This window comes from Polymorphobacter fuscus (assembly GCF_011927825.1).
Lineage (GTDB): Bacteria > Pseudomonadota > Alphaproteobacteria > Sphingomonadales > Sphingomonadaceae > Sandarakinorhabdus > Sandarakinorhabdus fusca.
In genome coordinates, this window is the sequence record NZ_JAATJI010000001.1 from 1,825,861 (window position 1) to 1,848,885 (window position 23,025).

The window sequence follows — 23,025 nt, forward strand, 5'->3', positions numbered from 1 at the left end:
ATCCATATGGCAATCGGCGTCGCCAAAGTCAAAATAGGGCATGCGGCGCGGCCGGTCACCTGCCCAAGGTGATCGGGCGCCGGAAAGCGTGGACAAGTCGCGGACGCGCCCGCAAGCTCGCCGGGTGATTCCGCGCCCCGCCTCGCCGCCCGCCATCGACCAAGCCCGATGGGACCATGGCTGGTACTGGTCGCACGACGGCCTGCGCCTCCATTATCGCGATCTTCCCGGCCCCGCCGATCGCCCGGCGCTGCTCTGCCTGCCCGGCCTCACCCGCAACAGCGCCGATTTCGCAGCGCTCGCACAGCGCCTTGCCGGCCAGTGGCGGGTGGTCGCGCCCGATCTGCGCGGCCGCGGCGAATCGGCCTGGCCGCGCGATTCGCTGACCTATGTGCCGCTGACCTATCTTCTCGATCTCGGGCTGCTCATCGCCGCGGCCGGCCTGCAGCGCTTCGTCGTCCTCGGCTCCTCGCTGGGCGGCGCGCTGGCGCTGCAACTGACCACCGGCCACCGCGCTGCCATGGCCGGCGTCATCCTCAACGATTATGGCCCGGCGGTGGAACCGGCAGGGCTGGCGCGGCTGCGCGCCAATGTCGGGCGCGGCGGCAACTGGCCGACATGGATCCACGCGGCGCGCGACCTGGCGCAGCGCAATGGCGACAGCTACCCGGGCTGGCAGCTGCCCGACTGGCTGGCCTTTGCCCGGCGCCTGTGCCGGTTGACGGCGGCGGGGCGCATCGTCTTCGATTATGATCCGCGCATCGCCGAACCCTTTCGCCTGCCGCATGGCGACGCCGGGTCGGACCTGTGGCTGGCACTGGATGCCCTTGCCGGCCTGCCGGTGCTCAGCCTGCGCGGCGCCCTGTCCGACGTGCTGGCGCCCGATACCCAGGCCGCGATGGCGCGCCGCCTGCCGCAATTGCGGGTGGTGACGGTGCCCGGCGTCGGCCATGCTCCCACGCTCGACGAGCCGGCTGCGGCCGCCGCCATCGACGCCATGCTGGCCGATGTGCTGAAGGGAGAGAACGCATGACGACACGCAACGTCTGGCGGCTGGCGCACCGCCCGGTCGGCGACATCGCCGATGGCGACCTCGTCTACGGCAGCGAACCGCTCCCCGACATCGCCGAGGGCCAGTTCAGCCTGCGGCTGACCTATCTGTCGCTCGACCCGACCAACCGCATCTGGATGAGCGACCAGGAGCAATATATGCCGCCGGTCGACGTCGGCGCGGCGATGCGCGGCGGCGTCTGCGGCCGGGTGGTCGAAAGCCGCAAGCCCGGCGTCAACCCCGGCGACCTGTTCGCCGGACTGGGCGAATGGGCCGATGTCATGGTGACCGATGGCACCGGGCTCAGCCGCCTGCCCGAAATTCCCGGCGTGCCGCTCGCTGCCGCCTTCGGCACCCTGGGGCTGGTCGGGCCCACGGCCTATTTCGGGCTGCTCGACATCGGCCAGCCGCAGCCCGGCGAGACGCTGGTGGTCAGCGCTGCCGCCGGCGGCGTCGGCCAGATCGTCGGGCAGATCGGCAAGATCAAGGGCTGCCGCGTCATCGGCATCGCCGGCGGCAAGGCCAAATGCGATTATGTCACGGGCGAGCTCGGCTTCGATGCCTGCATCGACTATAAATCGCAGGACGTCGGCGCCGCGCTCGACCGGCTGGCGCCCGACGGCATCGACATCAATTTCGAACAGGTCGGCGGCGACATCATGGTCGCGGTGCTGCAGCGCATGAAAACCTTCGGCCGCATGCCGCTGTGCGGGCTGATCAGCAGCTACAACGCCACCACCGCCAGCGAGCCACCGGGCTATTGGACGATGATGCTGATGCGCCGGTTGACGGTGCGCGGTTTCATCGTCACCGATTTCGCACCCCGGTTCGCCGAAAGCGGCCAGGCGCTGCTCGGCTGGATGTTGGACGGGCGGTTGAAGACCCGGCAGGATGTGCGGCCGGGCCTCGACAATGCGGCCCGGCTCGTCCGCGAACTCTACACCGGTGGCAACTTCGGCAAACTGCTCGTCGAGGTCACGCCGCCCTGACACGGGCGCCGGACGGCGCAAAAGGCGGTTGGCGATGCGCGTCATGATCCTGGTCAAGGCGACGGCGGACAGCGAGGCCGGCCATTTTCCCATGCCTTGGACCGCAAGCATGATGGCGGCCATGGGGCGGTTCAACGACGATCTCGCCGCGGCCGGGGTTCTGGTCACGGGCGACGGGCTCAAGCCTTCGTCGCACGGCCGGCGTGTCGTCTTCGACGGTGCCGATCGCACCGTGGTCGCTGGTCCCTTTGCCGCGACGTCGGAACTCGTCGCCGGTTTCTGGCTGTGGGATGTCGCGGACATGGACGCGGCGGTCGCCTGGGTGCGGCGCTGCCCCAACCCGATGCCCGGCCCCAGCATTATCGAAATCCGACCGCTTTACGAAAGTAACGACCTGCCCGATTTCTGACCGCGCGCCACGATCCAAAATCCTCGCCAAATGAACAGGATTGGCCAGTTCGATTGCCGATGAACGCGAATCGTGGTAATCAACTCCGACATTCTGATCAGACCATTGATTAACTGCCAGAAAACATGCGCCGGAACAGGCGCCGGACAGCATTGAAATAGCGCAGGGACTGCCGGGGATTCGAAGTCATTGCTGAAGGCCGTCGTCGCATCTTGCGGCACTAGACCTTCGTGTCTTTGCGACAACAGTTCCCGGCGACGGGAAACAGGTGAAGAACATCCAGATCAGAGAATAGAGAACAGAACATATTGCAGCGGGGGAGTGAGCCATGCCGGCCGTGCTGACCTATCCGGGCGTCTATATCGAGGAAACCGCCAGCGGGGTGCGAAGCATCGCCGGCGTCGCCACCTCCATCGCCGCCTTTGTCGGCCGCACCCGCCGCGGGCCCACCAACGAACCGATCGTCATCAACAGCTATGGCGATTTCGAACGCCGTTTCGGCGGCCTGTGGGTGGCCAGCCCGCTCAGCTTCGCGGTGCGCGACTTCTATCTCAACGGCGGCGGCACCGCGATCATCGTCCGGCTGTTCCACCCGCAATTCGCCGATGCCGCCGCCCGCACCGCCGCGCTTGCTGCCGCCACCACCGAGGCACAGACCGGGGCCGACCTCGTCGCCGCCGCCGCGACCACGGCCGCCGGGGCCGGCGGCGCCACCGCCGCCGGCGTCGCGGCGGCCGCCCAGACGGCAGCCGGGACCGCCGTCGGCACGTCGGGCCTTGCCGCCGGGAACGCCGTCGCTGCCGCTGCGGCAGCCGCTGCCGCAGCGCCGGCTGCGACCCCGGCCACTGTCTCGGCTGCGGCGACCGGCGCTGTCGCCGATGCCGTGACCGCCGCCGCGGCCAGCGCAGCGCCGGTCACGGCCGCGTCGATCGATGCCAACGGCCTGTCGCTGGAGGCGGCAAGCCCCGGGGACTGGGGCAATCTGCTGCGCGCCCGCATCGACCATGATGTCGCTGTCGATCCCGCCAACCCCGCTGCCGCCACAATGATGTTCAACCTGACCGTCCGCGACGGCCAGACCGGCGAGGTCGAGGTCCACCGCAACCTGTCGGTCGACCCTGGCCATCCGCGCCGCGCCGACCTGGTGCTCAAGGATTCCTCCGCCCTTGTCCGCGCCCCGACGCTGCCGGCGGCCCGCCCGGGCGCCAGCACGACCACGCCCGGCACGGACCCCTGGGCAACCAACACCCCGGCCACCAACGCCGCCGTGGCGGAGGCCGATCGCGCCGGCAACGGCAATGCCCTGACCGCCGGCGACTTCACTCCGGCCGGCGCTGCGGCTGCCAAACAGGGGCTGTACGCGCTCGACAAGGCCGACCAGTTCAACCTGTTGTGCATCCCGCCGCATACCCCCGAAGGCAGCATCGAAGCCGCCCTTGTCGATGCCGGCATCGCCTATTGCACCGGCCGCCGCGCGATGATGATCGTCGATCCGCCGGCCGATTGGGACAGCAAGGAAGATGCCATCGCCGGCGTCGATGCCGGAGTCGGGACCGCCAGCGCCAATGCGGCGCTGTTCTTTCCGCGCATCGTCCAGCAGAACCCGCTGCGCGACAACCGGGAGGAAGCCTTTGCCCCCTGCGGCGCCATCGCGGGGCTGATCGCCCGCATCGACGGCCAGCGCGGCGTCTGGAAGGCGCCGGCCGGGCTCGATGCGACTCTCGTCAATGTGCCGAAGCTGTCGGTGCCGCTGACGGACCTCGAAAATGGCGAGCTCAACCCGCTCGGGGTCAATTGCCTGCGCGCCCTGCCCGGCGCCGGCCGCGTCGTCTGGGGCGCGCGCACCCGGCGCGGCAGCGACCGGCTGGCGGACCAGTGGAAATATATCCCGGTCCGCCGCACCGCCCTCTACATTGAGGAAAGCCTGTATCGCGGCACGCAATGGGTGGTGTTCGAACCCAATGACGAGCCGCTCTGGGCGTCGATCCGTCTCAACATCGGCGCCTTCCTCCACGGCCTGTTCCGCCAGGGCGCCTTCCAGGGCACCGCCCCGCGCGATGCCTATTTCGTCAAGTGCGACAAGGACACGACGCTGCAGGCCGATATCGACCGCGGTGTCGTCAACATCGTCGTCGGCTTCGCGCCGCTCAAACCCGCCGAGTTCGTCGTCATCCGCCTGCAGCAGATCGCCGGGCAGATCCAGGCCTGAGGAGACCGAAGGTGCCACAATTCACCGTGAACGCCTCGCGGTTCGATCCGTACAAGAACTTCAAGTTCCGGGTCAGCCTCGAAGGCCGCTATGTCGCCGGAATCTCCAAGGTCGGCGCGCTGAAACGCACCACCGAGGTGGTCAAGCATCGCGAAGGCGGCGACCCGAGCAGCAGCCGCAAGTCACCCGGCCGCACCGAATATGAAGCGATCACGCTGGAACGCGGCGTGACCCATGATGTCGAATTCGAACGCTGGGCCAACAAGGTCTGGAACTTCGGGTCGGGGCTGGGCAGCGAAGTCTCGCTCAAGGACTTTCGCAAGGACCTGATCATCGAGGTCTATAACGAGGCCGGGCAGAAGGTCATTGCCTACAAGATCTTCCGCGCCTGGGTGTCGGAATTCCAGGCGCAGGCCGATCTCGACGCCAATGCCAACGCCGTCCTGATCCAGTCGATCAAGCTCGAACACGAAGGCTGGGAACGCGACTATGAAGTCGCCGAACCGTCCGAGCCCAGCTTCACCGAGCCCGCCTGAGGCCGGGGCCATGCCCACAACCATGCCTGCAACCATGGCAGCGCCCGGCGAGGCCGCGATGCTCGACCTTTGGGAGGCCGGCAGCGGCGCGTCGTTGACCCGGCGCGGCCTCCACCTGCTCGCGGCGGCCTTGCCCGACACGCACGGGCTGGCGAACCTCAGCATCGGCGCGCGCGACGCCGAACTGCTGGCGCTCCACGACCGGTTGTTCGGACCTGCCATCGCCTGCCGGACGGACTGTGCCGCCTGTGGTGCCCCGATCGAGCTGGCATTTGCCACCGACGATATCCGCGCCGATGCGGCGCTGCGCGACACGGTCGACGTCGTCGTCGGCGACACCCGCATCCGCGCGCGCCTGCTCGACAGCCGCGACCTGCTCGCCATCGAAGCCGAAAGCGACCCGACCACCGCCGAGCGCCGGCTGCTGGAACGCTGCATCGTCACCGCCGAACATGCCGGCACGCCGGTGGCGCCCGCCGAGGTCCCGGCAGCCGCGATGGACGCCGTCGGTGCCGCCCTCGCCGCCGCCGATCCGCAGGCGGAAATCCTGCTCGATATCGCCTGCGCCGATTGCGCCGCGACGGCGCTGGCGCCCTTCGATATCGTCGGCCATGTCTGGGCGCGGCTCGACCATTGGGCCCGCGCCATGCTCGGCGCGGTGGACAGCCTCGCGCGCAGCTATGGCTGGAGCGAGGCTGCGATCCTGGCGCTCGGCCCGGTCCGCCGCCAGGCCTATCTCGATCGCATCGCCGGCGCCGCATGAGCCTCATTCGCCACCTCGTCCAGCGCACCCTCGCCGCCGGGACCGGCCTGCGCCCGCTGCTCGCGCCCGACTTCGGCGCGCCGCACCCGGCACCGGGCGAAGACCTGGTCGCGGACAGCGCCCGGCCGGCACCCCCGCGCCACCCGGCGCCGTCGCCGGCCGCCGCAATGGCTCCGGTCCCAGCCGCACCGGAGCCGCGGACGCCGCCCGTTCGAAGGTCGGCCGCCGAGGTGCCGGCGGTGGCCGCGGTGCCGGCCATGACACCACCGGCGCCGGCGAAATCGCCGCGCCAGCCCGACCCTGAAGACCCCGTCGCCCTGCCGCGTCGCCGCGCGCACCGCGCCGCTGCCCCTGACCCCATCCCCGAACCGCTGCCGGCGCCGCCGGCCACCCGCCCGCGCCCCACGCACCCGACCCAAGCCGCCGCGGCGCCGCCGCTTCCACCTCCGCAGCCGCTTGTGGCACCGCAATCGGCAGGCCGCACCACATCGCCCCGCGCCGCCGATCCGCCGGCACCGGCGCCGGCCCGCGCCCCTCGTGCAGCGCCCGCGCCCGCACCCGTCCCGGCGCCGCACCTTCCGATCGCGGCGCCCCGCGCCGCCGCGCCCCCGGCACGCCCCTCCGTCATCCCGACGCTGCCCCAGAGCGCCCCGCGCCCGACCCCGATCGTCCCGCCGGCACCCCCGCCCGCTGCCCTGGTGACCCCCGTCACCGCCCCGGCGGCGCCCGCATCCGCCCCGCCGCCGCCCGATGTCATCATCAGCATCGGCCGCATCGAGGTTCGCGCCGGCACCGCCCCGCCGGTCCGGCAGGCACAATCGCGCAACCCGGCGCCGCCGCTCAGCCTCGCCGATTACCTCGGCAAGCGCGAAGGAAGTCGGCGGTGAGCAACCACCTCGCCATCGCCAATGTCACCGCCGCCATCGGCCAGATCGCCCATGGCGCGGCGCAGGGCGCCGTCGGCGGCGTCGGCATCCGCTATGGCCGCCCCAACGCCACCGACACCGGCGGCCGCGTCAACGTCTATCTCTACCAGATCGTCCCCAATGCCGCGCTGCGCAACGCCGACCTGCCGACGCGCAGCGGCACCGGCGGGCTCGCCGGCCGGCCGACGGCGGCGCTCGACCTCCATTACCTCGTCAGCTTCTACGGCAATGCCCAGCTGTTCGAGCCCGATCGCATGGCCGGTGCAGTGGTGCGCGATCTCCACGCCCGTCCGGTGCTCGACGCCGCGACGCTCGCCAATGCCGTCGCCAGCAATGCGGCGTCGCTGACCGGCAGCAACCTGGGCCAGACGCTGGAGCGCGTCACCCTCACGCCCATGTCGCTGACCATCGACGACATGTCGCGGCTCTGGTCGCTGTTCACCCAGGCGCCGCACACCTTGTCGGTCGCCTATCGCGCCGGGGTCGTGCTGATCGACGCCCTTGAAAGCGGCCCTGCGCCGGCGCCTGTGCTGCGGCGCGGCGATGATGGCCGCGGCGTACTGACCAGCATCGATCGCACCCCGCGGCTCACCACCGCCTGGGTCGGCTTTGCCGCATCGGTCGACCGGCAGCCGCCGCTGCCCAGCCTGCCCGTCGCGATGCCGGGCACGCTGCTCCGCATCGCCGGCACCGACCTCGATGGTGAACGGCTCGACCTGCACTTCGTCCATCCGCGCCGCGCCGACCGCAGCCTGACCATCGCCGCTGCCGACCGCAGCGCCAGCGAAATCCGGCTCGCCATCCCCGATGATGGCGCCGACTGGGCGGCCGGCCTTTATGCCGTCACCGCCGAAGTCGTTCGCGACGGCACGCTGCTGCGTGCGCCGCTGTGGCCGCTGGTGCTGGCACCGCGTGTCACCGGCCTGTCGCCCAACCCGGCCGGGCCGGCCGGCGGCAGCGTCGCCATCACCGTCACGACGGCACCGATCGTGCTGGCCACCCAGGCCGCGAGCCTGCGCGCCGGCCCCATCACCGTCGCGGCCGAGCCGCGCGGGCTCGACAGCGATCCGCTGGTCTTCATCCTCGACCCCGCCCCGGTGCTGGCGGGGGCGCTGGTTCGGCTCACTGTCGATGGCGCCGAAAGCCTGCCGGTCGTTATCGACGCCGTGTCGGGCGATTTCGCCTTCGACGACGGCCAGCGGCTGACCATCGCATGAGCGCCGCTCCCGCCCCCGACATGGCCGCCAAGGCCTGGTTCGCCGCCAATGATGCCTGGCTGGCGGCGATGATGGCGCAGCTGCGTCACCGCCTCAACCTCGCTGCCCCGCCGCCGCCCGCTGCCGGACCCGCCGACATGCCTGCCCCGCCGCCGCGCCGTGGGCTGTTCGGCCTGTGGGGCAGCGATGCCGACGCCGCCGAACCCACGATGCTGCTGCCGCCGCCCGGCCCGGTTTCCGCCGCGATCGAGGAAAAGCGCCTCGCCGATGCGGTGGCCGAGGCAGAGGCGCACGACCCGCCGCCGGCGCTGGTGGCGCTGGGCCAGCGTTTCCAGCTGACTCCGTTCGAGCGCGACATCCTCGCCCTGTGCGTTGCCGCCGAACTCGACCCCGGCATCGCCGCCGCGCTTCCCGGCGGCCGGCCGAGCTTTGCCATTGCCCTGGCGGTGTTGCCCGACGGCGCCTGGGAAGCGCTGGCACCCGACCGCCCGCTGCGCCATTGGCAACTCGTCGCGGTCGATCGCGGCGAGGGCCGGTCGCTCGCCGCCAGCCCGCTGCGCATCGACGAGCGCATCCTCAACCATGCCAAGGGATTGCAACACCGCGACGCCCGGCTGGCGCCGCTGCTGCGCCCGCTGGCGCCGGCACCCGACCATCTGCCCGGATCGCAATGGGCCGGCGCGGGCGCCGTTGCGACGGCGCTCGGAGCCGATGCGCCCGGCCTCGCCGTGCTGCGCGGCAGCGACCTTGCCAGCAAGCACGATGTCGCCGCCGCCGCCGCCGCGGCCCATGGCCTGTCGCTGTACAGCCTTGCCGCCGACGACCTGCCGGCGGCACCCGAGGAGATCGAGCTACTCGCCCGACTGTGGCACCGCGAGGCGCTGCTGGCGCCGCTGGCGCTGTTCATCGACGCCCAGGGCCCCGTCGTCGACGGGGCCGCCGCCCGGGCGGTGCGCTTTGCCGCCCGCAGCGGCGGCCCGTTGCTGCTGGCCAGCCGCGCCGCCGTGCCACTGGGATTCGATCCGCTGGCGGATGTCGAGGTGCAGCGCCCGACAGCCGCCGAGCAGGTGGCGCTGTGGCAGGACGCGCTGGCCGACACCGACGATGCCATCGCCCGCCCGCTTGCCGGCCGCTTCGATCTCGACCGGCGCACCATTGCCGACGCCGGCCGCGCGGCGCTGTCGGGGGCGCCCGAAACGCCGCTGCACGACCGGCTGATGGCGGCGACGCGCGACCGCACCCGGCCGCGCCTCGACCGGCTTGCCGATCGGGTCGCCGTCAAGGCGGGCCTTGCCGACATCGTTCTGCCGCCGGCGCCGGCGGCGCAGCTGGCGCAGCTGGTGGCGCAGGTCGAAAACCGCGTCACCGTGCTGGGCGACTGGGGGTTCGGCGACCGCATGAACCGCGGCATGGGCGTCAGCGCGCTGTTCGTCGGCGACAGCGGCACCGGCAAGACGATGGCGGCCGAGGCCGTCGCGCATGAACTGGGGCTCGACCTCTACCGGATCGATCTGTCCGCCGTCGTCAGCAAATATATCGGCGAAACCGAAAAGAACCTGGGCGCGCTGTTCGATGCCGCCGAAGCCGGCAGCGCCGTGCTGCTGTTCGACGAAGCCGATGCGCTGTTCGGCAAGCGCAGCGAGGTCAAGGATGCCCATGACCGCTTCGCCAATATCGAGATCGACTATCTGCTGCAGCGCATGGAGGCGTTTCGCGGCCTCGCCATCCTGACCACCAACATGAAGGCGGCGCTCGACCCGGCGTTCACCCGGCGCCTGCGCTTCATCGTCGATTTTCCCTATCCCGGCGCCGCCGAGCGCGAGCGCATCTGGCAGCGCGCCTTCCCGCCGGCCGTGCCGCTCGACAGCATCGATGTCGCCCGCCTCGCCCGGCTCGACCTGACCGGCGCCGCGATCCAGTCGGTCGCACTCAATGCCGCCTTCGCCGCCGCCGATCGCGGCACCCCGGTGACGATGCCGCTGCTGATGGACGCCGCCCGCGCCGAATTCCGCAAGCTGGACCGCCCGGTCAACGAAGCCGATTTCCGCACCGCCCCGCCGGTGCCCAAGGGGGTCGCGGCATGACGGTCCGGCTGCACATCGATCGCATTGTCCTCGATGCGGGCGTGGTGGCGGTGGCCGATCTGCCGGTTTTCGAGGCGGCTTTCAGCGACGCGCTGCAGCGGCTGCTTGCCGATCCGGACTTGGCGATGCGGGGCACTCATGGGGCGATCGCCGGTCTGACCGCACCGCCCCTCCGCACGCCCGCGACCGATACGCGCGCGCTGGGCGAAGATATGGCCGCCGCCGTTTTTGGAGGGATATTCCCATGAGCAAGCACAAGACCGCGGGCGAACTGAAGCGAATGGCCCCTCCGGCCCGACGCGCCGACAAGGCGACCGGCCACGCGTGCGGCGGGTGCGGTGCCAAGACCGGAGGAGGCGGGCAATGCGCGAAATGCAGCCACGACGAAGGTGCGGGCATGGGCGCGCTGGCGGAATTCCTCGGGCACGATCTGGCCCATGTCGCGACACATTCGAACGATCGCTCGCAGGAGCTGTCGGCGCTCGGATTCCAGCTTGGCAGGGCCGCGAACACGAACGGGCGATTGCCGCCGGTCGACACCACCCGCCAGTTGCTGGCGCACGGCCTTGCCGGGATGATGCAGCAACCTTCCGGCAGCGGCGCCATGTCGGTCAGTTCACCGTCGGACGGTGCCGAGCGTGCGGCGCGGCAGATGGGGGGCCGGGTCGCCGCCACCAAACCGGGGACGGCGACGGGCGAAACTGTGTCGGCCCAACCGTCCCGGCCATCGGCGGGCGCGCGCCAGGGCGGGCTTTCGGGCGTTTTCGGCCCGCAAGCCGGTGAAGGCCGCCCGTTGCCCGACGCGCTGCGCGCCGAAATGGAAGCAGCTTTCGGCGCCGATTTCCGGGCGGTGCGCGTCCATGACGACAGCGGTGCCGACCGGCTGAGCCGAAGCCTGGAGGCGCGTGCCTTCACCTATGGCAGCGACATTTTCTTCGCGGACGGCAGCTTTGCGCCAGAGGCCAGCAACGGCAAGGCACTGATCGCGCACGAACTGACCCACACCCTTCAACAGGCGCAAAGCGCACCTTCGATCGCACGTGACGGCGAACGCAAGACGACGCTGCAATGCGTCAACGAAAATCTGTCGAGTGCCGGGGTGGCCTCCTGGTTGCTGGCGATCGTCGGCACGACCTGCGGGCTGATCGGCGCCCTGGCCGGAAGCCCCACCGGGCCGGGCGCGGCCGGGACCGCAGCCTTTGGCGCAGCGGTGTGCATCGCCGGCGTCATCGGCTTCTCGGTCGGTGCTGTGCTTGGCATCATCACCGGCTGCTCCCGGGATCCCGATTTCCGCAGCGCCGGGGCGAATCCACGATGAGCAGGCGGGACACATGCCATGAATGCACTTTTCGCGTGGATCAGCGCCATTCTTTTGGGCGTCGTTCTTCTTGTCGCCTTGTTCTGGGGCAATTTTCAGGGTCGCACTGCTTATCTGCTGATCGGCGTGGCCTTCGTCGGATTGATCGCCGGCTTCCTGTTTTTCGTACGCTCGAAATAGCCGCGAGCGGGCAGCAGACGGAACACCGACGGCAACGGGCCGCCGCCCCATGACGACGGCCCCGCCCATTTCCCCCCGGCTGCTCAAGGGGGCGTTGATCGGTGTCGACCTGTTCAACCCGCTCGCCAGCATCATCGTCTTTCAATACAATCCCGACACCATGACGCGGCGGCTGGAGCCGCGGTCGATGACGGGCGCCGATGGCGACCGCGGCGAGGCCTATCGGCTGTCGGGCGCGCCCAAGGAAACCATCACCCTTTCGGTCGAAATCGATGCTGCCGACCAGCTGGCCGACGTCAACCCCGTCGCTGTCGCCAGCGGCGTCGGCCCGTCGCTCGCCGCGCTCGAAATGCTGCTCTATCCCAAAAGCCTGGCGGTCATCGCCAACGCCGCCATTGCCGCTGTCGGCGGCATCGAGATCCTGCCGACCAGCGGCCCGATGGTGCTGTTCGTCTGGGGGCCGAGCCGGGTGCTGCCGGTGCGCGTCGGCGCCATGACGATCACCGAGGACGCCTTCGACACGCTGCTCAACCCCACCCGCGCCAAGGTCGAGCTGACGCTCCACGTCATGAGTTACAACGACCTTGCGCTGACCTCGCCGGGCAACGCGCTGTTTACCGTCCATCAGATCACCAAGGAGGTGCTGGCCACCGCCAACATCTTCAACAGCGCCCAGAACCTCGGCACCGCGCTGCAGCTTTAGGACCCCGCGATGACCCCTGCCGCCAACAGCCGCTACCAGGGCATCGCCCGGACGACGCTGACCCGCGCCGACGGCACCGAGGTCGCCTGCCTCCAGCAACGCTACCTGCCCGATCCCGATGGCTTCGCTATGCTCGCCGAACATGTCGTTGCCGAAGGCGACCGGCTCGACAATATCGCCGCGGTGCTGCTGGGCGACCCGGAACTGGCCTGGCGGATCGCCGACGCCAATCGCGCCATGCGTCCCGGCGCGCTGACCGACGGCATCGGCAGGCGCCTGCGCATCACCCTGCCCGACGCCGTGGGGGCGCTGCCGAATGTTTGACAGCGGCTATCTGTTCCTGCTGATCGGCCCGGTGCCGGTGCCCCTGCCGGCGCCGCTGCCGGTCACCGAGGCATTGCAGAGCGTCGAGGTCGACAGCTCGCGCGATCGCAGCGGCTTCCAGCTGACCTTCACGCTCGGCAAGGCGTCGCCGCTGCAGCTGGCGCTGCTGCCGCTCGGCTTTTTCGACCCCATCGCCACGCGCGTCATCATCGTTGTCGTCGTCAGGGGGCTGCCGCAGGTCATCATGGACGGCATCGTTACCCGGCAGGAGGTGCAGCCCGGCAACAAGCCGGGCGAGGCCACCCTCACCATCACCGGCGAGGACCTGAGCGTGCTGATGGACATCGTCGAGCTGCGCATCCCCTGGCTGGCGATGCCCGAGGCGGCGCGCATCGCCACCATCCTCGCCAAATACGCCGCCTTCGGCGTGGTGCCGATGGTCATCCCGCCGCCGGTCATTGCCGTCGACAGCCCCACCAGTCGCTTCGACACGCAGGACGGCACCGATCGCGCCTATCTGCGCCAGCTGGCAACCCAGAGCGGCTATGTCTTCCAGGTCGAACCCGGGCCGCTGCCCGGGCAGAGCATCGCCTATTTCGGGCCGGACATCCGCCTGCCCGTCGTCCAGCGCGCGCTGAGCGTCAACATGGATGCCGACACCAATGTCGAACGCATCAGCTTCAGCCTCGACGGCCTCGCCAAGAAGCAGACGATCATGTTCCTGATGGACCCGGTCACCCGCAAGATCCCGATTCCCATCCCCATCCCGCCGATCAACCCGTTGCGGCCGCCGCTGGGGCTGCGCCCGGTGGTGCCGGCGCGCGTCGGCTTTGCCCAGAACACCACCCATCTGACCGCGTCCGAAGCCGCCAAGCGCGCCTTCGGCATCATGCTGGAAAGCGCCACCCCGGTCAGCGCGTCGGGCGCGCTCGATGTCGGCGCCTATGGGGTGCCATTGCGCGCGCGGATGATGGTCGGCGTGCGCGGCGCCGGCATCACCTATGATGGCCTGTATTTCGTCGACAGCGTCACCCACAATATCAAGCGCGGCGAATACAAGCAGAATTTCCAGCTGTCGCGCGACGGCATGGTGTCGCAAACGCCGGTGGTGGTGCCATGACCGCCGGCCCCTATTTCGGCAAGTACCGCGCCACGGTGTTCAACAACATCGATGCCGAAGGGCTGGGCCGGCTGCAGCTGATGATCCCCGATGTGCTGGGCCCGGTGCCATCGACCTGGGCGGAGGCGTGCACGCCGCTTGCCGGCCCCACCGGCCCGCCGATGGGGGCCTATCTGGTGCCGCCGATCGGCGCCGGGGTCTGGGCCGAATTCGAACGGGGCGACCTCAACTACCCGATCTGGAGCGGTTGCCGCTGGGGCGCGCGCACCGACATTCCGCTGCCCGCGACCATGGGCCTGCCGGTATCCCCCAACATCGTCTTCCAGACCCTGGGCCAGCACGGCCTTGTCATCAGTGACATGCCGCCCACCCCCGTCACCGGCGGCGTCACCCTGCAAAGTGCCACCAAGGCGATGATCGTCGTCAATGATTCGGGCATCTACATCAACAACGGCAAGGGCGCCTCCATCACCCTTGTCGGCCCGGTCATCACCATCAACAACGGCGCACTGGTCGTCACATGAGGAGGGGCTGATGCCGGGACCGCTCGTCCAGTTCGGCGCACAGGTGATGTGCAGCCACGGTGGCCAGGCGACCGCCACCGCCCCCAACCCGCGCGTCACCCTGGGCGGCGCGCCGAGCCTGACCATTGCCGCGCCGATGGTGATCGCCGGCTGCGCCTTTCCGCCGCCGCCGGCCGCCAACGGCCCCTGCGTCACCGGGCAATGGCTGATCGGCACCACCCGCGTCACCTCGAACGGCCAACCCCTGGTGGTGCAAAGCAGCGCCTCGCTTTGCGCCCCCACCGGGACGCCAATGCTGATCATCGCCGCGCAGCTGCGGGTGACGGCGATATGATCGCCATCGATTTCCCTTTTGCTTTCGCCGCGACCGGCCGCACCGCGACCTGCGATACCGACACCCATGTCCGCCGCATGATCGAACAGCTGTTGCTGACGCGCCCCGGCGAGCGCGTCAATCGCCCGGATTTCGGCGGCGGCCTGATGCACGCGCTGTTCGGCGCCGCCAGTCCCGAAGCCGCGCTGGCGCTGGAACTGACCGCCCGCGGCGCGCTCCACCGCTATCTGGGGGACCTGATCGAAGTCGGCGCCCTCACCGCCCGCGCCGATGATGCGACGCTGGTCGTCGATGTCAGCTATGCCATCCGCCGGACCGGGGACCGCCGCGTCGCCAGCTTCCCCGTCGGGTCGCCGACATGACGCCCGCCACTGCCCCCTGCTGCACCGGCGACGCGCGCCGCGCCGTCGTTCGCGCTGCGACGCACAACGGCTTCGACTATGTCGAGGTGGATTGCGCGCAGACGCTGCTGACCGTCACCTTCCTCGGCCGCGCGCCCGACGGGATCACCCCGGCACATCTGGTCATCGAAGGCGGCCGGCGCGAACGCGATCTGCGCGTCCTCGATGTCCGTATCGTTCCCGCCGACGACGAAGGGCTCGACGACGTCATGCTCGTCAGGGTCGACCGCCCCGGCGACTTTTCGAACTATCGGCTGCGGATCATCGATATCGACGAGAACGGTCATCCCACCGGCCGCACCCCCGCCGGCTTCGACCCGCGCTACACATCGGTCGGCTTCGGCTTCAAGGCCGGCTGCCCGGTCGACCAGGACCCCGCCGACACGCCGCCCTGCCCGGTGCCGGTCCATGCCGCGCCGGCGCTCGATTATCTCGCGCGCGACTACCAGGGCTTTCGCCAACTGCTGCTCGATCGGCTGGCACTGACCATGCCGGGCTGGACCGAGCGCCACGCTCCCGACCTCGGCATCACGCTGGTGGAAATCCTCGCCTATGCCGCCGACGATCTCAGCTACTATCAGGACGCCGTCGCCACCGAAGCGTTTCTCGGCACCGCCCGCCTGCGCACCTCGGTGCGTCGCCACCTGCGGCTGGTCGATTACCGGCTCGGCGAAGGCTGCAATGCGCAAGCCTGGGCGCGGATCAGCCTCGATGGCGCCGATACCCTGACGCTCGACCCGCGCGATATCATGCTGCTGCCGCCGCTGCCCGGAGTCGAAGCGCCGATGGCACCCGCCGCCGACCATCCGCTCGAACCCGGCACGATCGTCTTCGAACCCGACGCCAGCGTCGCCGCGATCACCCTGTACGCCGACCATGATGTCATCGAATTCTATGATTGGAGCGGCGGTGCGCAATCGCCATCCCGATGCTGCCTGCCGGTCGGCGCCACATCGGCGACGCTGAAGGATCCCGGCACCATCCCGCCGCCGCCGCCGCCCGACGACAATGATTGCACCCCCGACGCGCCCCCGCCCGATATCGACGCCGGCGTCGGCGCCGGGCAATGGCACCGGCTCAAGCTCAGCCCCGGCGACGTCCTGATCCTCGCCGAAATCATCGGTCCGCAGACCGGCAACCCCGCCGACGCCGACCCGATGCACCGCCACCCGGTCCGGCTGACCAGCGTCCGCCCGGGGCATGATCCGCTCAACGGCCAGCTGGTCATGGACATCGCATGGTGCCCCGAAGATGCGTTGCCCTTCCCGCTCTGCCTGTCGGCCATCGGCGGCCCGCCCGACTGCGCCGCCCTGTCCCCCGTCAGCGTCGCCTGGGGCAATATTCTTCCCGTCGACCACGGCCGCAGCGTTGCCGATGACCTTGGCCGTGTCGGCACCGCCCGCACCGAAGCCGATTGCGCCGACGCCTGTACCCCGGCCGAGACCCGCATCATCCCGTGGCGCTTCCGCCCGGTCCTGCCGCAACCCGGCCTCAGCTTCCTCGCCCAGCCCGGTGACGACGGCCATGCCTGCGGCGGCTGCGGCCCCCGGGCCGCCACCGCGCGCGGCACCGCCACGCCCGATGGCGCCATTCCCGCCGTCACCCTGACGGATAGCAGCGGCGCCCGCTGGCTGCCGCGCCCCGACCTGCTCGACAGCGGCGCCACCGACCGGCACTTCGTCGTCGAAACCGAAGACGACACCGCCACCCTGCGCTTCGGTGACGACAGCAACGGCCGTCGCCCTGCCGCCGGCGAGACGCTGCGCGCACATTACCGGATCGGCAACGGCCCCGCCGGCAACATCGGCGCCGACGCGCTGGGGCTGATCCTGTTCCGCAACCGCTATCCCACCGGCGTGACCTTGCGCATCACCAACCCGCTGCCGGCGCGCGGCGGCACTGCACCCGAAGCGCTTGCAAGCGCCAAATTGCGCGCTCCCAGCCAGTTCCGCCGCCGCCTTGCCCGCGCCGTCACCGCGAAGGACTATGCCGATATCGTCATGCGCGACTTCGCCGGCCAGGTGCAGCGCGCCGCGGCATCGCTGCGGGTCAGCGGCGTGCGCACCGAAGTCCGTGTCGCCATCGATCCGCGCGGCCGTGCCGAACCGGACCCGGCGCTGCTCGGCTGCATCGCCCGCCACCTCGATGGGTATCGGCGAATCGGCCATGATGTCCGCGTTGTTGCCGCGATGCAGGTTCCGGTGGCGCTCGCGGTCAGGGTCTGTGTGGCGCCCGACCGTATTGCCGACCATTTGCGCCGCGCCGTCCGCGACGCGCTCGGCACCGGGCCGGGCGGCTTCTTCCACCCCGACGCACTCAGCTTTGGCACCGGCATCGCCATCAGCCGGATCCTGGCCGCCCTGCACGCCATCGACGGCGTCACCCATGCCGAGGTGACAGCCCTCCACCGGCTGTTCGAAGCCCCCGATGGCGCGCTGGAATCCGGCTTGCTGTCCATCGGCCCGCTCGAAATCGCCCGGCTGGACCAGGATCCGGACGCGCCCGAAAACGGCCAGCTGACGATCGTGATGGGGGGCGGACGATGAGCTGCGACTGCGGCACGAGCAACTGCGGCTGCTGCGACGGCATCGCCGTCACCACGCCCCGGCCGGTTGACAACCGCCCCGGCCTTGCCGCCATCGCCGCGCGCATCGGCAGCCATGGCGATTTCCGCCAGTCGCTCCACGCCCGCCTGTCGCAGCACCGATTCGCCGACGGCAGCCGGCCGTTGCAGGCACTGACCACGCGCGACCCCGCTGATCCGGCGATCGCGCTTCTCGATGGCTTTGCCTGCCTCGGCGACCTGCTGACCTTCACCAGCGAACGCATCGCCAATGAATCCTATCTCGGTACCGCCACCGAATTCCGGTCGGTGCAGGCGCTGGCGGCGCTGATCGGTTATGTGCCGCGCCCCGGCGTGGCCGCCAGCGGCTGGCTGGCGTTCGAAATCGACCCGGCCACCACCACGGCTGTCACCATCGCCAGGGGCATGCGCGTCCAGTCCGTCCCCGGCCAGGACGAGCTGCCGCAGAGCTTCGAAACCAGCGATGCGCTGGTGGCGCGGGCGGCGTGGAATCGCATCGGGTTGCGGCTGGCAGCGCCGCAGGTCGCGCCCGACACCGATCTGTGGCTCGCCGGCACCGCCACCGGCCTCAAGCCCGGCGACGCGCTGCTGTTCGACAGCGGCGGCGGCGCGCCGGCCCCCATGCGCGTGCTGACCGTCACCCCCGATACCGCCGCCGACCGCACGCTGGTGCGCTTCGAGCCCTGGCGCGCCGCCGGCATCGCCGACCCCAAGCTTGCCGATATCCTTGCCAACACGCCCGCCGGCGTCACCGCTGCCGGCATCGCTGCCGCCGTTGCCCAGTTCCAGGCAGCGCCGCCCGACAAGGCCCGGGCGATGGCTCCGGCGCTGATCGCCCGCATCAAGGCGGCGCAGGCCGGCCTCAGCACCGCCACCGGCACCCCCTTGCGCGTCTGGCTCGATGCCATCGGCGCCCAGGTGGAGGCGCTCGCTGCCGCACCCGCCGCTGCCGCCACGAGTGACCCCGGCACCAGCGACGACCAGCCCGACCGTGCCCGGCTGCGCATCGACAGGCTCGCCGTGGCGCCATCGCAGCCCCCCGCGACCGCTGCGCGACTGGTGCGCAGCAGCGCCGCGAGTTTCCGGCTCGGCGCTGCCGCGACGTTGCAGCTGCTGCGTCGCACGGCGCCGGCGGTGGGGGATGCCTATCCGGCGGCGCTCGCCGGGGACCGCGCCGCGGCGCCGCCGCAACCGCTTAGGGTCTATGCGCTGCGGCTGCGCACCGGCCTGTTCGGCCGCGCCTTCCCCAAGCGCGTCGCCAGCCTGCAACGCACCGTCAGCGACAATGTCCGCGCCTTCGAAACAGTGGAGGTCGGCGAATGGCCGATCCGCTCGGTCGCCGGAAAGACCGACCTGTTCCGCGAGAGCGAAACCGAAATCACCCTCGATTCGACCCAGGACGGCATCACGCCGGGGTCGTGGATGCTTATCGACATGCACGGCACCGGCGACACCGGCCAGCCGTGGATCGTTCGCCCCACCGCGCCGCTGCTGGTCACCCGGATCGATGCGGTCGAGGCCAAGCGTGCCCGGGCCGATTATGGCGGCAGCGGCGACGCTACGGCGCTGACGCTCGCCGATGGCAACCGCTGGATCGAATATCGCCAGCCCGATGGCGACAACGGCCCCGACCTCGACGACCAGGCCGCGATCGACCGCGATTTCCAGCTCATCCGCCGCACCACGGTCCATGCCAGGCCCGAGCTGCTGGCGCTTGCCGACGCGCCGATCACCGATGATTTCTGCCTCGCCGACAGTGACGCGCCGATCGAACTTGCCGGCCTCCACCCCGATCTCGAGCCCGGCCGTTTCGTCGTCGTCAGTGGCGAGCGCGCCGACATCGCCGATACGGCGGGCGTAATGGCGAGCGAAGTCGCAATGATCGCCCGCATCGTCCATGATGTCCGCGCCGACCCGCGCGCCACCGATGGCGCGATCCGTCCGCTCGGCGACCTCGGCGACGATGGCGATCCCGGTCTCGCGATGCCCGGCGACACGATCCACAGCTTCATCTGGTTCGACCGGCCGCTCAGCTATTGCTACCGCCGCGCCACGGTCGCGCTGTACGGCAATGTCGCGCGCGCCACCCATGGCGAAACCCGGGTCGAAGTGCTCGGCAACGGCGATGCCGCCAAGGCGCACCAGCGGTTCGCGCTGAAACAGGCGCCGCTGACCTTTGTTGCGGCGGCAACGGCACGCGGCGCCGCCGCCGCCCTCGATGTGCGCGTCGACGACATCTTGTGGCGCCAGGTCGACCAGCTGTTCGATTCCGGCCCCGCCGACCGCCATTACCTGCTGCGCCCCGGCGCCGATGGCCAGGCAATTGTCCAGTTCGGCGATGGCCGCGAAGGCGCCCGCCCGCCCAGCGGCAGCCAGAATGTCCGCGCCACCTATCGCACCGGCATCGGCCGCCCCGGCAATGTCCGCGCCCGCCAGCTCGAACAACTTGCCACCCGCCCGCTCGGCGTGCGCGGCGTCACCAACCCGCTGCCCGCCACCGGCGGTGCCGACCCGGAAAGCCGCGACCAGGCCCGCCGCAATGCCCCGGTGACGACCATGGCGCTCGACCGGCTGGTCTCGGTACAGGATCACGCCGATTTCGCCCGCGGCTTTGCCGGCATCGCCAAGGCAGCGGCCGTCCGCATCAGCGACGGTGCGCGCCGCCTCGTGCACCTGACCATCGCCGCCGAAGCCGATGCGCCGCTCGACCCCGGCGATGATCTTGTCGTCGCGCTGCGGCGGGCCCTTGCCGCACTGGGCGATCCCGGCCAGACGGTGCGCGTCGCCCCGCGCGAACTGCGGCTGCTCATCATCGCCGCGCGCCTGGCGATCGACGCCGACCGCAGCTGGGACAGCGTCGTCGCCGCCGCCCGCGCCCGGCTGTTCGACCGCTTCGGGTTCGAAAACCGCAGCCTGGCGACCGGCGTTTCGGCGAGCGAAATCATCGCCGTGCTGCAATCGGTGCCGGGCGTCGCCCATGTCGATCTCGATGTCTTCGGCAGCGTTGCGACCGTCGATGGTCCGTCCCGCCTGCCACTGACGCCGCCAGCCTTCACCAATGCCGTCGCCGCTGTCATCGACGCCGGCGTCATCCCCCGGCTGGCGGCGCTGCCCGCGCGGCGCGGCGAAAGCGGGATCTTGCCCGCCGAGCTGCTGCTGCTGTCGCCGGAGGTCCCCGCAACGCTCATCCTGAACGAACTCCGGTGACCGCCATGGTGCCAGACCGCGACCCTCGCCTCGACCGGCTCTACGACCTGTTGCCGGCGATCCACCGACGCCGCGATGCCGAAACCGGCAACGCCCTGCGCGCACTTCTCGAAATCATCGCCGAGCAGATGGTGTTGATCGAAGACGATATCGGCCAGCGCTACGACGATGCCTTCATCGAAACCTGCGCACCCTGGGCGATCCCCTATATCGGCGCCCTGGTCGGCGTCGCCTTGCCCGGCGCGGCGGCCGTACCGTCACGGCGCACCGTCGCCAACGCCATCCGCGACCGCCGGCGCAAGGGCAGCCTCGCCGTGCTTGCAGCGCTGGCGCGCAATGCCGGCGACTGGCCGGCGCGTGCCGTCGAAATGGGGCCGCTTCTTGCCCAGAGCCAGTCGCTGCGGATGCCGCAGCCGGCCCGCGGCCGCAGCATCGATGTGCGCAGCCCCGCGATGGCCGGCGCCGGCTTCGACAGCCGCGCCACCACCGCCGACCTGCGGCGGGACAGCGCCCGCGCCAGCGGCCGGCTGCCGGTCGAGGTCGGGCTCCACCTGTGGCGGCTGCGCGCCTTCAGCGTCACCCGCGCCCCGGCGGCGTGCTTGGAAGATATCGCCCCCAATTTCTACAGCTTCAGCGTGCTCGGCAATGACGCGCCGCTGTTCAACGCACCGCCGCCGGGCACGGACACGGTTGCCGGTCCCGCCGATGTCCCTGCCGCCATCGACCGTCACAGCTTTGCGGCGCCGCGCCCGCGCGGCAGCCGCGTCGCCACCGCCAACCCGGCCTTTTACGGGACGCGAACCGAAGATGGCGCCAGCGTGGCGCGCTCCGTCGCCATCTGGGCAAAGGGCTGGCCGAACGCACGCGCCGATGGCGCCGAGCCGATCCCCGCCGACCGGATCATCGTCGCCGATCTGGAAGACTGGCTGTACCAGCCGCCCAGGGACCATGTCGCCATCGATCCGGTGCGTGGGCGCATCGCCTTTCCGCCGCGACAACTACCGCGCCGCCAGGCGAGTGTGACCGTCAGCTATTGGTACGGCTTCAGCGCCGCCATCGGCGGGGGTGAATACAGCCGGCCGCTGTCGCAGCATGACGATGCCGAGGTGATTTCGGTGCAGGGCAGCGAGGCCTTGCGCCGCGCGCTGCTGCCCTGGCAGTCGGAGCTCGACGATGCCGGCAACATGGTCGCGCCCGCCACCCAGCCGCCCCATGCCGTCATCGAGATCACCGACAGCGGCGTCTACACGCTGCCCATCGCCATCCTGATCGGCAAGGGCAACAGCCTGCAATTGCGCGCCGCCCAGCACTGCCGGCCGGTGATAAAGCTCGCCGACTTCAACGTCGATGCCCCCGACAGCATGAGCATTGCCGGCGCCGAGGGCAGCCGCTTCGTCCTTGATGGGATCATGGTCGCCGGCCGCGGCGTCGCGCTGGAGGGCGGACTGACGTCGGTCACCATCCGCCACGCGACGCTGGTGCCGGGCTGGTCGCTGGAACCCGATTGCGACCCGCGCCGTCCCGCCGAACCGAGCATCGAAATCACCGACAGCGGCCTGTGCCTGGTGGTCGAACACAGCATCATCGGCTCGATCCAGATCAACAATGACGAGGTCCACACCGAACCGATCGCACTCCGCGTCTCCGACAGCATCGTCGATGCCACCGGCGCCGATTGCGACAGCCCGCAGTGCGAAGCGCTTGGCGCCGCGGGGTCGCGACTGGCCTTCGCCACCGCCTGCTTTTCCCGATCGACCGTCATCGGCCGCATCCATACCCATGCGCTCACGGGCGAAAACTGCCTCTTCCTCGGCCGCATCACCGTCGCCCGCCGTCAGATCGGCCATCTGCGCTTCTGCTATGTCGCGCCGCAGTCCCGCACGCCGCGGCGCTTTCGTTGCCAGCCCGACCTGACACCGGGCGTCGCGCCGCGTTTCGACAGTTTGCGCTATGGCCAGCCGCGCTATTGCCGGCTCGCCAGCGATTGCCCGCCCGAAATCAGCGCCGGCGCCGATGACGGCAACGAGATGGGCGTGTTCCACCATCTGCAAACGACAAGGCGGCTCGCCGGCCTCGCCGCGGCGCTCGACGACATGGCACCGGTCGGCACCGCCCCGGGCGTGGTCCTGGCAGATTAGGAGACGAG

Annotated in this window: 21 protein-coding genes; all 21 read left to right on the plus strand. The window is 70.5% G+C overall.

The window, feature by feature from the left end:
• The first annotated feature begins 124 nt into the window (after positions 1-124).
• The 21 genes from GGQ62_RS08645 (at position 125) to GGQ62_RS08745 (ending at position 23,017) form a co-directional block, all read left to right on the plus strand.
• On the plus strand, positions 125-1,033 hold the full coding sequence (locus GGQ62_RS08645; protein WP_243446644.1) for an alpha/beta fold hydrolase: 909 nt from the start codon (positions 125-127) through the stop codon (positions 1,031-1,033).
• Complete coding sequence (locus GGQ62_RS08650) at positions 1,030-2,040, plus strand: NADP-dependent oxidoreductase (protein ID WP_152577680.1); 1,011 nt, start codon at positions 1,030-1,032, stop codon at positions 2,038-2,040. Before GGQ62_RS08645 ends, GGQ62_RS08650 begins: the two co-directional genes overlap by 4 nt.
• A 34-nt stretch (positions 2,041-2,074) precedes the next feature.
• Positions 2,075-2,449, plus strand: coding sequence for a YciI family protein (locus GGQ62_RS08655; protein ID WP_152577679.1), 375 nt, complete (start codon positions 2,075-2,077; stop codon positions 2,447-2,449).
• Positions 2,450-2,777: 328 nt separating this feature from the next.
• The gene (locus GGQ62_RS08660; protein ID WP_152577678.1) at positions 2,778-4,658 is read left to right on the plus strand and encodes a phage tail sheath family protein; all 1,881 of its coding nucleotides are present in this window, start codon (positions 2,778-2,780) and stop codon (positions 4,656-4,658) included.
• 11 nt (positions 4,659-4,669) lie between these two features.
• Complete coding sequence (locus tag GGQ62_RS08665) at positions 4,670-5,194, plus strand: phage tail protein (protein WP_152577677.1); 525 nt, start codon at positions 4,670-4,672, stop codon at positions 5,192-5,194.
• A gap of 10 nt (positions 5,195-5,204) precedes the next feature.
• The gene (locus tag GGQ62_RS08670) at positions 5,205-5,957 is read left to right on the plus strand and encodes a hypothetical protein (protein ID WP_152577676.1); all 753 of its coding nucleotides are present in this window, start codon (positions 5,205-5,207) and stop codon (positions 5,955-5,957) included.
• The gene (locus tag GGQ62_RS08675) at positions 5,954-6,844 is read left to right on the plus strand and encodes a hypothetical protein (protein WP_153401252.1); all 891 of its coding nucleotides are present in this window, start codon (positions 5,954-5,956) and stop codon (positions 6,842-6,844) included. The genes GGQ62_RS08670 and GGQ62_RS08675 overlap by 4 nt, the downstream gene beginning before the upstream one ends.
• The gene (locus GGQ62_RS08680) at positions 6,841-8,100 is read left to right on the plus strand and encodes a Pvc16 family protein (RefSeq protein ID WP_153401250.1); all 1,260 of its coding nucleotides are present in this window, start codon (positions 6,841-6,843) and stop codon (positions 8,098-8,100) included. The genes GGQ62_RS08675 and GGQ62_RS08680 overlap by 4 nt, the downstream gene beginning before the upstream one ends.
• Positions 8,097-10,184, plus strand: a complete 2,088-nt coding sequence (locus GGQ62_RS08685) for an ATP-binding protein (RefSeq protein WP_207790494.1) — start codon at positions 8,097-8,099, stop codon at positions 10,182-10,184. Before GGQ62_RS08680 ends, GGQ62_RS08685 begins: the two co-directional genes overlap by 4 nt.
• The gene (locus tag GGQ62_RS08690; protein ID WP_152577674.1) at positions 10,181-10,432 is read left to right on the plus strand and encodes a hypothetical protein; all 252 of its coding nucleotides are present in this window, start codon (positions 10,181-10,183) and stop codon (positions 10,430-10,432) included. The genes GGQ62_RS08685 and GGQ62_RS08690 overlap by 4 nt, the downstream gene beginning before the upstream one ends.
• Positions 10,433-10,581: 149 nt before the next feature.
• Positions 10,582-11,502 (plus strand): eCIS core domain-containing protein, encoded by a 921-nt coding sequence (locus GGQ62_RS08695; RefSeq protein WP_152577673.1) that lies wholly within the window; start codon positions 10,582-10,584, stop codon positions 11,500-11,502.
• 18 nt (positions 11,503-11,520) lie between these two features.
• Complete coding sequence (locus GGQ62_RS08700) at positions 11,521-11,682, plus strand: hypothetical protein (protein WP_153401248.1); 162 nt, start codon at positions 11,521-11,523, stop codon at positions 11,680-11,682.
• A gap of 49 nt (positions 11,683-11,731) precedes the next feature.
• Positions 11,732-12,385 carry a hypothetical protein gene (locus tag GGQ62_RS08705; RefSeq protein WP_152577672.1) on the plus strand — a complete coding sequence of 218 codons (654 nt, stop codon included), beginning with the start codon at positions 11,732-11,734 and terminating at the stop codon, positions 12,383-12,385.
• 9 nt (positions 12,386-12,394) lie between these two features.
• Positions 12,395-12,709 (plus strand): LysM peptidoglycan-binding domain-containing protein, encoded by a 315-nt coding sequence (locus tag GGQ62_RS08710; protein ID WP_152577671.1) that lies wholly within the window; start codon positions 12,395-12,397, stop codon positions 12,707-12,709.
• Entirely contained in the window at positions 12,702-13,829 is a 1,128-nt protein-coding gene (locus GGQ62_RS08715) for a hypothetical protein (RefSeq protein WP_152577670.1), read from the plus strand. Before GGQ62_RS08710 ends, GGQ62_RS08715 begins: the two co-directional genes overlap by 8 nt.
• Positions 13,826-14,353, plus strand: coding sequence for a phage baseplate assembly protein V (locus tag GGQ62_RS08720; RefSeq protein WP_152577669.1), 528 nt, complete (start codon positions 13,826-13,828; stop codon positions 14,351-14,353). Before GGQ62_RS08715 ends, GGQ62_RS08720 begins: the two co-directional genes overlap by 4 nt.
• A 10-nt stretch (positions 14,354-14,363) precedes the next feature.
• Entirely contained in the window at positions 14,364-14,687 is a 324-nt protein-coding gene (locus GGQ62_RS08725) for a hypothetical protein (protein ID WP_152577668.1), read from the plus strand.
• Positions 14,684-15,049 (plus strand): GPW/gp25 family protein, encoded by a 366-nt coding sequence (locus tag GGQ62_RS08730; RefSeq protein WP_153401246.1) that lies wholly within the window; start codon positions 14,684-14,686, stop codon positions 15,047-15,049. Before GGQ62_RS08725 ends, GGQ62_RS08730 begins: the two co-directional genes overlap by 4 nt.
• Complete coding sequence (locus tag GGQ62_RS08735) at positions 15,046-17,634, plus strand: putative baseplate assembly protein (protein ID WP_152577667.1); 2,589 nt, start codon at positions 15,046-15,048, stop codon at positions 17,632-17,634. Before GGQ62_RS08730 ends, GGQ62_RS08735 begins: the two co-directional genes overlap by 4 nt.
• Complete coding sequence (locus GGQ62_RS08740) at positions 17,631-20,879, plus strand: putative baseplate assembly protein (protein ID WP_152577666.1); 3,249 nt, start codon at positions 17,631-17,633, stop codon at positions 20,877-20,879. Before GGQ62_RS08735 ends, GGQ62_RS08740 begins: the two co-directional genes overlap by 4 nt.
• A 5-nt stretch (positions 20,880-20,884) precedes the next feature.
• Positions 20,885-23,017 carry a hypothetical protein gene (locus GGQ62_RS08745; RefSeq protein ID WP_152577665.1) on the plus strand — a complete coding sequence of 711 codons (2,133 nt, stop codon included), beginning with the start codon at positions 20,885-20,887 and terminating at the stop codon, positions 23,015-23,017.
• Positions 23,018-23,025 lie beyond the last annotated feature (8 nt).

Coding starts and splice junctions, on each gene's coding strand:
- GGQ62_RS08650 (WP_152577680.1), top strand. CDS start 1,030: ATGACGACACGCAACGTCTGGCGGCTGGCGCACCGCCCGGTCGGCGAC.
- GGQ62_RS08655 (WP_152577679.1), top strand. CDS start 2,075: ATGCGCGTCATGATCCTGGTCAAGGCGACGGCGGACAGCGAGGCCGGC.
- GGQ62_RS08660 (WP_152577678.1), top strand. CDS start 2,778: ATGCCGGCCGTGCTGACCTATCCGGGCGTCTATATCGAGGAAACCGCC.
- GGQ62_RS08670 (WP_152577676.1), top strand. CDS start 5,205: ATGCCCACAACCATGCCTGCAACCATGGCAGCGCCCGGCGAGGCCGCG.
- GGQ62_RS08675 (WP_153401252.1), top strand. CDS start 5,954: ATGAGCCTCATTCGCCACCTCGTCCAGCGCACCCTCGCCGCCGGGACC.
- GGQ62_RS08685 (WP_207790494.1), top strand. CDS start 8,097: ATGAGCGCCGCTCCCGCCCCCGACATGGCCGCCAAGGCCTGGTTCGCC.
- GGQ62_RS08690 (WP_152577674.1), top strand. CDS start 10,181: ATGACGGTCCGGCTGCACATCGATCGCATTGTCCTCGATGCGGGCGTG.
- GGQ62_RS08695 (WP_152577673.1), top strand. CDS start 10,582: ATGGGCGCGCTGGCGGAATTCCTCGGGCACGATCTGGCCCATGTCGCG.
- GGQ62_RS08700 (WP_153401248.1), top strand. CDS start 11,521: ATGAATGCACTTTTCGCGTGGATCAGCGCCATTCTTTTGGGCGTCGTT.
- GGQ62_RS08705 (WP_152577672.1), top strand. CDS start 11,732: ATGACGACGGCCCCGCCCATTTCCCCCCGGCTGCTCAAGGGGGCGTTG.
- GGQ62_RS08710 (WP_152577671.1), top strand. CDS start 12,395: ATGACCCCTGCCGCCAACAGCCGCTACCAGGGCATCGCCCGGACGACG.
- GGQ62_RS08715 (WP_152577670.1), top strand. CDS start 12,702: ATGTTTGACAGCGGCTATCTGTTCCTGCTGATCGGCCCGGTGCCGGTG.
- GGQ62_RS08720 (WP_152577669.1), top strand. CDS start 13,826: ATGACCGCCGGCCCCTATTTCGGCAAGTACCGCGCCACGGTGTTCAAC.
- GGQ62_RS08725 (WP_152577668.1), top strand. CDS start 14,364: ATGCCGGGACCGCTCGTCCAGTTCGGCGCACAGGTGATGTGCAGCCAC.
- GGQ62_RS08730 (WP_153401246.1), top strand. CDS start 14,684: ATGATCGCCATCGATTTCCCTTTTGCTTTCGCCGCGACCGGCCGCACC.
- GGQ62_RS08735 (WP_152577667.1), top strand. CDS start 15,046: ATGACGCCCGCCACTGCCCCCTGCTGCACCGGCGACGCGCGCCGCGCC.
- GGQ62_RS08740 (WP_152577666.1), top strand. CDS start 17,631: ATGAGCTGCGACTGCGGCACGAGCAACTGCGGCTGCTGCGACGGCATC.
- GGQ62_RS08745 (WP_152577665.1), top strand. CDS start 20,885: ATGGTGCCAGACCGCGACCCTCGCCTCGACCGGCTCTACGACCTGTTG.